Source organism: Streptomyces sp. MnatMP-M17 (assembly GCF_900091995.1).
Taxonomy (GTDB): Bacteria; Actinomycetota; Actinomycetes; order Streptomycetales; family Streptomycetaceae; genus Streptomyces.
On record NZ_FMDK01000393.1, the window covers coordinates 1 to 10,174 of the forward strand.

Below are 10,174 nucleotides of genomic sequence, written 5' to 3' on the forward strand. Positions count from 1 at the left end.
GCAGCCGCCCGCCGCCGGGATGGCCGGCCTCTCCTTTCCCGGCCAGTTGGCGGCGGTTGCGGTGCTCGTGATCGTCGGGCTGCTGGCCTGCACCCATCTGGCCATGGTCTTTCTGCATGTCGCTCCGTCCAACACGATCACCAAGCAGTACGGCAAGGCCGTCGACGGGTGGGTCTATCCCGAGTTCGAGCAGAACTGGAAGCTCTTCGCGCCCAATCCGCTCCAGCAGAACGTCGCCGTCCAGGTACGGGCGGAGGTCGCGAAGGGCGACGGCTCGCTGACGACCACCGGCTGGATCGATCTCTCCGCCGAGGACGGCGCGGCGATACGCGGCAATCCTCTTCCCAGCCATGTCGAGCAGAACGAACTGCGCCGCGGCTGGGACTTCTTCGTCGGGTCGCACGACGACAAGAACCGCCCCAACGGGCTGCGCGGACAGCTCTCCGAGAGCTATGTCCGCCGTATCGTGATGCTGCGTCTTGAGGACCACGACCTGGGCGGGTCGGTGGAACGCATCCAGCTCAGGTCGGCCGCGAGCTCGGTGGCCGCGCCCGAGTGGAGCACTGAGAAGATCAATACGCGACCGGTCTACCGGCTCTATCCGTGGTGGACGGTGAACGCCACCGATCTGCCCGAGGGCGTACGCAACGGCCGTACGGAGGCGGGCCGGTGAGCGAGCGTCTTCCAGTGAGCGAGCCTCTTGACGAGCAGCCGGGCGCGCGTCTCAACGAGCGGCCGGGCGCGCGTCTCAACGAGCGGCCGGGCGCGCCGGCCGCAAGCAAGCCTCTGTTCGCCGCCGAGAGACGGGTCGGCCGCGCCGTCCAGCGCGTCACCGCCACCGCCCTCGGCCCGTACCAGAGCGCGGTCGTCCGGATCGGGTTCGCCGGTACCTGGCTGCTGTTCCTGCTGTGGGAACTGCCGAACCGGCGCGAGCTGTACGGTCCCGACGGCCCGTGGAGCTGGGACATGGCCCGGCAGCTCATCGCGCGGAACGGCGCCTTCACCGGGCTGATGTGGTCGGACAGCACGGTGTGGTTCGAGATCGTCTTCGCCGTGGCCGTGCTGTCCAGCGCGCTGCTGCTGGTCGGCTGGCATACCCGCACCATGTCCGTGGTCTTCATGTTCGGTGTGCTGTCGCTCCAGAACCGCAGCATCTTCATGGGTGACGGCGGCGACAATGTCATTCATCTGATGGCGATCTATCTCGTACTGACCCGCTGCGGTCAGGTCTGGTCGCTGGACGCCAGGCGCGCGGCGCGTACGACGGCCCGGCGCGGGGCAGGGCACGAGCCCGGGATCCTGGGCGCCCGGGACCGGGTCGGGCCGCTTCTCTGGGGCTGCCTCGGAGTGGTCCTGATCTTCGGCACGCTGACGATGGCGACGGGCCGGTTCCAGGGCGACTCATGGCTGCTGGTCCTCTTCTGGGGCGTGTGGATCGCACAGGTCGTGTGGTGGGCGGTGAATCTCCACGCGCCGAACGGCCAGCCGCGCGCCCTGCTGGACGTCCTCGCCAATCTCGTCCACAACGCCGCGCTGTTTGTGATCATGGCCGAGGTCTGTCTCGTGTACGCCACTGCCGGCTGGTACAAGATCCAGGGCTCGCGCTGGCAGGACGGCACCGCGCTCTACTACCCGCTCAAGCTGCACTACTTCGCTCCCTGGCCGGAGCTCTCCGGACTGCTCGCGTCCAGCGGTGTGATGGTGATGCTGCTGACCTACGGCACGGTCATCGTGCAGGTCGCCTTCCCGTTCGCGCTCCTCAACCGGCGCGTCAAGAATGTGCTGCTGGTCGCGATGATGCTGGAGCACGCGGGCATCGCCCTACTGCTGGGACTGCCGTTCTTCTCACTCGCGATGATCGCCGCCGACGCGGTGTTCCTGCCGACGAACTTCCTGCGCTGGCTCGGCGGCCGGATCACCGGGCTGTGGCACCGGCTGTTCGCCCGGGACCGGAAGCGCCTGCCGGAGCAACGACGCGACAGCCCGGAGCAGACCCGTACTCTCGTCGGGTGACCAGTGAGACAACGGCGGAGGCCGATCGGGCCACGGCGGCGGGCCATGAGGCCATGACGACGGGCCGAGGGACACCGGCCGAGACGCCGGAGCCCGTTCCGTACGAGACGCAATACGAGACGCTGGAGCCCGTTCAGTACGACGAGGGCTTCGGCCCGGAGATCGGCGTCGGGCCGCATCCAGGGCCCTGGCCGCAGGGCGAGCGCTACGATCCGGAGCTGCTGGCGGCCGGGGACCGGCGCAATGTCGTCGACCGCTACCGGTACTGGACGCGCGAGGCGGTCGTCGCCGATCTCGACACCCGGCGCCATGACTTCCATGTGGCGGTCGAGAACTGGACCCATGACTTCAACATCGGCTCCGTGGTCCGTACCGCCAACGCCTTCCTCGCCAAGGAGATCCATATCGTCGGGCGGCGGCGCTGGAACCGGCGCGGTGCGATGGTCACCGACCGGTACCAGCATGTGCGCCATCACTCCGGCGCCGCCGAGCTGACGGCGTGGGCGGCGGCCGAAGGGCTGCCGATCATCGGGATCGACAATCTGCCGGGATCCGTTCCGCTGGAGCGGACCGAACTGCCTCGCCGCTGTGTGCTGCTCTTCGGCCAGGAGGGCCCGGGTCTGACCGAGGAGGCCCGTGAGCACGCCGTGATGGTGTGCTCGATCGCGCAGTTCGGCTCGACCCGCTCGATCAACGCGGGAGCCGCCGCGGCGATCGCCATGCACGCCTGGATCCAGCGGCACGCCGACATCCCGGACGCCGGCGCGCCGAGCGTCTCCGGACCGCCCGCGCCCTGAGCGCGAGCGGTCAGCCTCTGCGCGCGGGTCGGCTACCGGAGCCTGGGCCGGCTCTCAGGCCTGACGCCTGACCTCCACCATCCGGAAGCGGTTGGCCACGAACGCCGCGTCGCACAGCGCCGCGTTCGCCGCCGGATTGCCTCCGGAGCCATGGAAGTCCGAGAAGGCGGCCGTCTGGTTCACATACACGCCGCCCGTGAGATTCAGCGAGAGCTGCGCGGACTCCTCCAGACAGACCTCCTCGATCGCGCGCTCCGTCTCCGGCGAGGTCGTGTACGCGCCCACCGTCATCGCGCCTTTCTCACGCACCGTGCGCCGCAGCAGCTCCAGCGCGTCGTCCGTCGAGTCCATGGCGACCGCGAAGGACACCGGGCCGAAGCACTCGGCGAGATACGGCACCTCCGTCTCCGCCTCGGTCCCGCCCTCGCCGGCCTTCTCCCAGGACTTGCGGGCGCCGTCGGCCTTCACGATCGCGGGCGTACGGACCACCGCGTCCGGGAACTCGGGATGGACGATCTCACGCGAGGCGAGCGCGATGTCGCCCAGCGAGGCGGCGGCCTCCAGCCGGGCCTTCACATCGGGATTGACCAGCGCGCCCAGCAGCGCGTTGGCACGGGCGTCGTCGCCCAGCAGACCGCTCACCGAGGCCGCGAGATCGGCCACCACCTCGTCGTACGACTTCTCGCCCGCGTCCGTCGTGATGCCGTCCCGGGGGATCAGCAGATTCTGCGGAGTGGTGCACATCTGGCCGCTGTAGAGGGAGAGCGAGAAGGCCAGATTGGAGAGCATTCCCTTGTAGTCGTCGGTGGAGTCGACGAGGACGGTGTTGACGCCGGCCTTCTCCGTGTAGACCTGCGCCTGGCGGGCGTGGGTCTCCAGCCAGTCGCCGAACGCGGTCGATCCGGTGTAGTCGATGATCCGGATCTCCGGGCGCGCGGCCAGCGACTTGGCGATGCCCTCGCCGGGCCGCTCCACGGCCAGCGCGACCAGATTCGGGTCGAATCCGGCCTCGGCGAGCACCTCGCGGGCCACCCGAACCGTCAGCGCGAGCGGCAGCACCGCGCGCGGATGGGGCTTGACCAGCACGGGATTGCCGGTGGCCAGGGACGCGAACAGGCCCGGATAGCCGTTCCACGTCGGGAAGGTGTTGCAGCCGATCAGCAGCGCGATACCGCGCGGGGCCGCGGTGAAGGTCTTCCGCAGCTCAAGAGGATCGCGCTTGCCCTGCGGCTTGGACCAGTCGGCGGCGGCCGGTGTCCGGGTCTGCTCCGCGTACGCGTACGCCACGGCCTCCAGGCCGCGGTCCTGGGCATGTGGCCCGCCCGCCTGGAAGGCCATCATGAAGGCCTGTCCGCTGGTGTGCATCACCGCGTGGGCGAACTCGTGCGTGCGGGCGCTGATGCGCGCCAGGATCTCCAGACAGACCAGCGCGCGTGTCTCCGGTCCCGCCTCGCGCCAGGCGCCCATGCCCGCGCGCATGGCGGGCAGCAGGACATCCGGGTCCACATGCGGATACTCGACCGCCAGCGCCGGGCCGTACGGCGAGACTTCGCCGCCCGTCCAGCCGTCGGTGCCCGGCTGGTCCAGCTCGAAGCGGGTGCCGCGCAGTGCCTGGAACGCGGCGAGCCCCTCGGCCGGCGCGCTCTCGCCGTACGCCTTGGGGTGCTCGGGGTGCGGGGACCAGTAGGCGCGGCTGCGGATCGCGTCCAGGGCCTGGTCGAGCGTGGACCGGTGCTTTTCTGAGAGCTGCTGGGGGCTGAGCTGGGCGGCCATGACGGACCCACTCCTCGGTCGGGCTGAGTATCAGGACACGGACGGGAAACGGAACGGGAGACGGACGGGAGAGTCGGGACGGGACGGGACGGGACAGGGACATGAGCGGACGGACAGAGTTAGAGTAACCGAACGATCGGTCGGGACAAGAGGGCCCGGCGAACCTGTGGACAACTCACCTGTGGAGAACCCATGGCCCTTTCGAGGCCCGCTCATACGGGAGGATTGCTTCCATGACAGCAATCGAGCCCGGCCGTGTCGTCGCGGTCGTCGGCACCGGCACGATGGGCCAGGGCATAGCCCAGGTGGCCCTGGTCGCCGGCCATCCCGTACGGCTCTACGACGCCGTGCCCGGCCGCGCGGAACAGGCCGCCGCCTCCCTCACCGGACGACTCGACCGGCTGGCCGAGAAGGGCCGGCTCGACGCCTCGGCGCGCGACGCCGCGGTGGCCCGGCTCCGTCCGGCCGCGGAACTCACCGAGCTGGCGGATGCCGCGCTGGTCGTCGAGGCCGTACTGGAACAGCTCTCCGTCAAGCGGGAACTGTTCGCGGCCCTGGAGGACATCGTCGGCGACGACTGTCTGCTCGCCACGAACACTTCTTCCCTCTCCGTCACGGCTGTCGCCGGCGGGCTGCGCCTCCCGGGCCGTCTGGTCGGACTGCACTTCTTCAATCCCGCGCCGCTGCTGCCGCTCGTGGAGGTCGTCAGCGGCTTCGCGACGGACGAGCGGGCCGCGCGGTGCGCGTTCGAGACGGCGCGTGCCTGGGGCAAGACACCGGTGCGCTGCGCGGACACGCCGGGATTCATCGTCAACCGCGTCGCCCGCCCGTACTACGCCGAGGCGTTCCGGATCTACGAGGAGAGGGCCGCGGACCCCGCCACGATCGACGCGGTGCTGCGGGAGTCCGGCGGCTTCCGGATGGGTCCCTTCGAGCTCACCGATCTGATCGGCCAGGACGTCAACGAGGCCGTCACACGGTCCGTGTGGGAGTCCTTCTTCCAGGATGTGCGGTTCACGCCCTCGCTCGCGCAGCGCAGGCTGGTGGAGTCGGGACGGCTGGGCCGCAAGTCGGGCCAGGGCTGGTTCCCGTACGGCGAGGGCGCCACGCCGGGCGCCGGAGCACGGACGGAAGGGCCCGCGCCGGCGCCCGCGTCCGTCACCGTGCAGGGCGGACTCTTGGCGGCTGACACGCTGCCCGGTCTGATCGAGGAGGCCGGTATCGAGGTCCTCCGTAAGGAGGATGCCGTTCCCGGCTATCCGGGCTGGATCGAGCTGTCCGGCGGCACACGGCTGTTCCTGGCGGACGGGTCGGCCGCCGACGACGCCGGGATGCCCGTCATCCACTTCGATCTCGCGCTGGACTACCGCGCGGCGACGCGGATCGCCCTGGCACCCGCCGCCGGAGTCGACAGGGCGGCCCTGAACGAGGCCGTCGGCCTCTTCCAGGCACTCGGCAAGGACGTCAGCGTGATCGCCGACGTCCCGGGCATGATCGTGGCCCGTACGGTCGCGATGCTCGTGGACTTCGCGCTCGACGCGGCGGCGCGCGGAGTGGCCTCCTCGGACGACATCGACACCGCGATGCGACTGGGCGTCAACTACCCGCGCGGGCCGCTCGACTGGGGCGCGGAGCTCGGCGCGCGGTGGGTGCTGGAGACGCTGGAGTCGCTGCACGAGGAGTATCCCATCGGCCGTTACGCCCCCTCCCAGGCACTGCGCCGCCTGGCCGCCGCACAGGAGGAGGACGACGCGTCATGACGACCGCCAAACGCGACACGTACACGCCCGAGACTCTGCTGACCGTCGCGGTCCGCGTCTTCAACGAGCGCGGTTACGACGGCACGTCCATGGAGCATCTCTCCAAGGCCGCCGGGATCTCGAAGTCCTCGATATACCACCATGTCGTGGGCAAGGAGGAGCTGCTGCGCCTCGCCGTCAGCCGCGCCCTGGACGGGCTCTTCGGGATCCTCGACGAGGACGGCGCGGTCCAGGGACGGGCCATCGCGCGCGTGGAGTATGTGACCCGCCGTACGGTCGAGGTGCTGATGGCCGAACTGCCCTATGTGACGCTGCTGCTGCGGGTCAGAGGCAATACGCAGACCGAGCGCTGGGCGATGGAGCGGCGCCGCGAGTTCGACCAGCGGGTGGCCGATCTGCTCAAGGCCGCCGCCGCGGACGGTGATCTGCGGGCCGATATGGACATCCGGCTGGCGACCAGGCTGCTCTTCGGCATGGTCAACTCCCTGGTGGAGTGGTACCGGCCGCGTGCGGTCGGCGGCCATGGCCGTGACGAGGTGGCGGAGGCGGTCGTACGGATGGCCTTCGACGGACTGCGCACGGAGCGCTAGTTGTATTGCCCTGCGAGGTTGGGGACCAGGACCGGGCAGAGCCTAGAGTGTCGGGCCCGTGGCTGTTCCCGGGCCGAGGTCCGTCTCCTCGAACACCAGCAGAGTGCGGGTGGACAGCACCTCCGGAATGGACTGGAGCCTGGTCAGGACGAGTTCGCGCAGGGACCGGTTGTCCGGCGCGTGCACCAGCAGCAGTACGTCGAAGTCACCGCTGACCAGGGCGATGTGCGTGGCTCCCGGCAGCTCTTCGAGCTGTTCGCGCACGGTGCGCCAGGAGTTCTGCACGATCTTCAAGGTGATATACGCGGACGCGCCCTGACCTGCGCGTTCATGGTCGATCCGGGCGCTGAAGCCGCGTAGCACTCCGTCGTCGATCAGCCGGTTGATCCGGGCGTACGCGTTGGCGCGCGAGACATGGACACGCTCGGCCACGGACCGTATCGAGGCGCGGCCGTCCGTCTGGAGGATCCGGAGGATGTCCTGGTCGATGGCGTCGAGCGGGCGCGGCGGCGCAGGAGGCTGTTTCGTACCGCTCGTACCGCTCGTACCGTCGCCGCCACGGCCGGTGTCGGCCGCGCCGCGTACGGCGGTGTCGCGTACGGCCGGCTCGGCGCCCTGGTCCGCGCCGTCGGCCATTTGTTCAGCTCCCATGTCCCCCCGCCTCTCCGTGATGGACGACCTGTGACCATCCCAGGCTGTGGAGAACCGTTTGTCCACAGGCTGAAGCCGCCTGTAGCCAAAATGCCTCAACGACCGAACAATCGGTAGGTGAGACGGGCCACACCAGGCACCCGTCGCCCGCCCGCTCCCACGAGGAGGTGCACGCGTGAAGAAGAGCAGTACGGTCCAGGAACTGCCCGGTGCCGCGGCCCGCCGGCCCACTCCGCCACCGGCGTGGCAGCCGCGTACCGATCCCGCACCACTGCTTCCCGACGCCGAGCCGTATCGCGCGCTGGGCACGGACGCCGTGGCCGACGCCGATCCAGGACTGCTGCTGCGGCTCCACGCCGAGCTGGTCCGTGGCCGCAGGTTCAATACGCAGGCCACGGCTCTCACCAAGCAGGGCAGGCTCGCCGTCTATCCGTCGAGCACCGGACAGGAGGCCTGCGAGGTCGCCGCCGCACTCGTGCTGCGCGAGCAGGACTGGCTCTTTCCCAGTTACCGCGACACCCTCGCGGCCGTGGCGCGCGGACTTGACCCGGTCGAGGTGCTGACGCTGCTGCGAGGTGACTGGCACACCGGGTACGACCCGCACGAGCACCGTGTCGCGCCGCTGTCCACACCGCTCGCCACCCAGCTCCCGCATGCCGTCGGCCTCGCCCACGCCGCCCGGCTCAAGGGCGACGATCTGGTCGCGCTGGCCCTGGTGGGCGACGGTGGCACCAGCGAGGGCGACTTCCACGAGGCGCTGAACTTCGCCGCCGTATGGCGGGCCCCGGTCGTCTTCCTCGTACAGAACAACGGCTTCGCGATCTCCGTGCCGCTCGCCAAGCAGAGCGCGGCGCCGTCCCTCGCCCACAAGGCCGTCGGGTACGGAATGCCGGGCCGGCTGGTCGACGGGAACGACGCGCTGGCGGTGCACATGGTGCTCACCGAGGCCATGGCCCGTGCCAGGCGCGGCGAGGGACCGACGCTCGTCGAGGCCGTGACCTACCGCATCGAGGCGCATACGAACGCGGACGACGCGACCCGCTATCGCCCCGACGACGAGGTCGAGACCTGGCGCGCGCACGATCCGGTCCGGCTGCTGGAGGATGAGCTGACCGCGCGCGGGATCCTCGGCGAGGACGGCGTCCGGCAGGCCGCCGAGGCCGCGGAGGCGATGGCCGCGCGGCTGCGCGACCGGATGAACGCCGAGCCGGTGCTCGACCCGATGGATCTCTTCGCACATGTCTACGCGGACCAGACCTCCCAGCTCCGTGAGCAGGCGGCCCAGCTCCGCGCCGAGCTGGCGGCGTCGGACGAGGAAGGGCCCGGTGAGACGCGATGACCACGGTCGCGGTGAAGCCCGCCACGATGGCGCAGGCCCTGCGGCGCGCGCTGCGCGACGCGATGGCCGAGGACCCGTCCGTCCATGTGCTCGGTGAGGACGTCGGCACGCTCGGCGGCGTCTTCCGGATCACCGACGGGCTGGCCGCGGAGTTCGGGGACGACCGCTGCACGGACACTCCGCTGGCCGAGGCGGGCATCCTGGGCACGGCCGTCGGGATGGCGATGTACGGACTGCGGCCGGTCGTGGAGATGCAGTTCGACGCCTTCGCGTATCCGTCGTTCGAGCAACTGATCAGCCATGTGGCGAAGATGCGCAACCGCACGCGCGGCGCCATGCCGCTGCCGATCACCGTGCGGGTGCCCTACGGCGGCGGGATCGGCGGAGTCGAGCACCACAGCGACTCCTCCGAGGCGTACTACATGGCGACGCCCGGCCTCCATGTCGTCACTCCCGCCACGGTGGACGACGCCTATGGACTGCTGCGGGCCGCGATCGCCTCGGACGATCCGGTCGTCTTCCTGGAGCCGAAGCGGCTCTACTGGTCGAAGGCCGCGTGGTCGCCCGACGCGCCGGCCGTGGTCGAGCCGGTCGGCCGCGCCGTGGTCAGACGCCGGGGCAGCAGCGCCACCCTCATCACCTACGGTCCGTCCCTGCCGGTCTGTCTGGAGGCGGCCGAGGCGGCCCGTGCCGAGGGCTGGGATCTGGAAGTGGTCGATCTGCGCTCCCTGGTGCCGTTCGACGACGAGACGGTGGCCGAATCCGTACGGCGTACGGGCCGGGCCGTGGTCGTCCACGAGTCCACCGGATTCGGCGGCCCCGGCGGCGAGATCGCCGCCCGGGTCACCGAGCGTTGCTTCCACCATCTGGAGGCGCCGGTGCTGCGGGTGGCGGGATTCGATATTCCGTATCCGCCGCCGATGCTGGAGAGGCACCATCTTCCGGGAGTGGACCGGGTGCTGGACGCGGTCGCGCGGCTCCAGTGGGAGACGGAGAGCTGATGGCCCAGGTGCTGGAATTCAAACTGCCTGACCTCGGTGAAGGGCTGACCGAGGCGGAGATCGTCCGCTGGCTGGTGTCGGTGGGAGATGTTGTCGCCATCGACCAGCCGGTGGTCGAGGTCGAGACGGCCAAGGCCATGGTCGAGGTGCCCTGTCCTTACGGAGGCGTGGTCACGGCGCGCTACGGCGAGGAGGGCACGGAGCTGCCGGTCGGAGCTCCGCTGCTGACGGTGGCGGTGGGCGCGTCGGA

10 protein-coding genes are annotated in these 10,174 nt (G+C 70.2%); 8 read left to right on the top strand and 2 right to left on the bottom strand.

The window, feature by feature from the left end; translation table 11 throughout:
- The 3 genes from GA0115259_RS18190 to GA0115259_RS18200 form a co-directional block, all read left to right on the top strand.
- A partial coding sequence (locus tag GA0115259_RS18190) for a DUF5819 family protein (RefSeq protein WP_107469210.1) occupies positions 1–673 on the top strand: 673 nt, incomplete at its 5' end.
- A 14-nt stretch (positions 674–687) separates the two neighbouring features.
- On the top strand, positions 688–2,013 hold the full coding sequence (locus GA0115259_RS18195) for an HTTM domain-containing protein (RefSeq protein WP_370748099.1): 1,326 nt from the start codon (positions 688–690) through the stop codon (positions 2,011–2,013).
- Positions 2,010–2,810 carry a TrmH family RNA methyltransferase gene (locus GA0115259_RS18200; RefSeq protein ID WP_370748101.1) on the top strand — a complete coding sequence of 267 codons (801 nt, stop codon included), beginning with the start codon at positions 2,010–2,012 and terminating at the stop codon, positions 2,808–2,810. Before GA0115259_RS18195 ends, GA0115259_RS18200 begins: the two co-directional genes overlap by 4 nt.
- 54 nt (positions 2,811–2,864) lie before the next feature.
- Here the strand turns inward: GA0115259_RS18200 and paaN are convergent, their stop codons facing one another.
- The gene (paaN, locus tag GA0115259_RS18205) at positions 2,865–4,583 is read right to left on the bottom strand and encodes a phenylacetic acid degradation protein PaaN (RefSeq protein ID WP_093598001.1); all 1,719 of its coding nucleotides are present in this window, start codon (positions 4,581–4,583) and stop codon (positions 2,865–2,867) included.
- A 233-nt stretch (positions 4,584–4,816) separates the two neighbouring features.
- On the opposite strand from paaN, the gene GA0115259_RS18210 reads away from it, so the two are divergent.
- Both GA0115259_RS18210 and GA0115259_RS18215 read left to right on the top strand, forming a co-directional pair.
- The gene (locus GA0115259_RS18210) at positions 4,817–6,343 is read left to right on the top strand and encodes a 3-hydroxyacyl-CoA dehydrogenase (protein WP_093598004.1); all 1,527 of its coding nucleotides are present in this window, start codon (positions 4,817–4,819) and stop codon (positions 6,341–6,343) included.
- Entirely contained in the window at positions 6,340–6,933 is a 594-nt protein-coding gene (locus tag GA0115259_RS18215) for a TetR/AcrR family transcriptional regulator (protein ID WP_093598007.1), read from the top strand. Before GA0115259_RS18210 ends, GA0115259_RS18215 begins: the two co-directional genes overlap by 4 nt.
- 42 nt (positions 6,934–6,975) lie before the next feature.
- Here GA0115259_RS18215 and GA0115259_RS18220 read toward each other — a convergent pair whose 3' ends face one another.
- Positions 6,976–7,584: an Lrp/AsnC family transcriptional regulator gene (locus GA0115259_RS18220; RefSeq protein WP_093598011.1), complete on the bottom strand. Its 609-nt coding sequence runs from the start codon at positions 7,582–7,584 to the stop codon at positions 6,976–6,978.
- A 175-nt stretch (positions 7,585–7,759) separates the two neighbouring features.
- Between GA0115259_RS18220 and pdhA the strand changes: the two genes are divergently transcribed.
- From pdhA to GA0115259_RS18235, 3 genes are all read left to right on the top strand, one after another.
- Positions 7,760–8,923 (top strand): pyruvate dehydrogenase (acetyl-transferring) E1 component subunit alpha, encoded by a 1,164-nt coding sequence (gene pdhA, locus GA0115259_RS18225; protein ID WP_093598014.1) that lies wholly within the window; start codon positions 7,760–7,762, stop codon positions 8,921–8,923.
- On the top strand, positions 8,920–9,924 hold the full coding sequence (locus GA0115259_RS18230; protein ID WP_093598017.1) for an alpha-ketoacid dehydrogenase subunit beta: 1,005 nt from the start codon (positions 8,920–8,922) through the stop codon (positions 9,922–9,924). The genes pdhA and GA0115259_RS18230 overlap by 4 nt, the downstream gene beginning before the upstream one ends.
- A partial coding sequence (locus GA0115259_RS18235) for a biotin/lipoyl-containing protein (RefSeq protein ID WP_305129503.1) occupies positions 9,906–10,174 on the top strand: 269 nt, incomplete at its 3' end. The genes GA0115259_RS18230 and GA0115259_RS18235, both read left to right, overlap by 19 nt.

What these genes read in the sequence shown, in the direction of transcription:
- GA0115259_RS18230 (WP_093598017.1), top strand. Translation starts at nt 8,920, where the DNA reads ATGACCACGGTCGCGGTGAAGCCCGCCACGATGGCGCAGGCCCTGCGG.
- GA0115259_RS18215 (WP_093598007.1), top strand. Translation starts at nt 6,340, where the DNA reads ATGACGACCGCCAAACGCGACACGTACACGCCCGAGACTCTGCTGACC.
- GA0115259_RS18210 (WP_093598004.1), top strand. Translation starts at nt 4,817, where the DNA reads ATGACAGCAATCGAGCCCGGCCGTGTCGTCGCGGTCGTCGGCACCGGC.
- GA0115259_RS18220 (WP_093598011.1), bottom strand. Translation starts at nt 7,584, where the DNA reads ATGGGAGCTGAACAAATGGCCGACGGCGCGGACCAGGGCGCCGAGCCG.
- paaN (WP_093598001.1), bottom strand. Translation starts at nt 4,583, where the DNA reads ATGGCCGCCCAGCTCAGCCCCCAGCAGCTCTCAGAAAAGCACCGGTCC.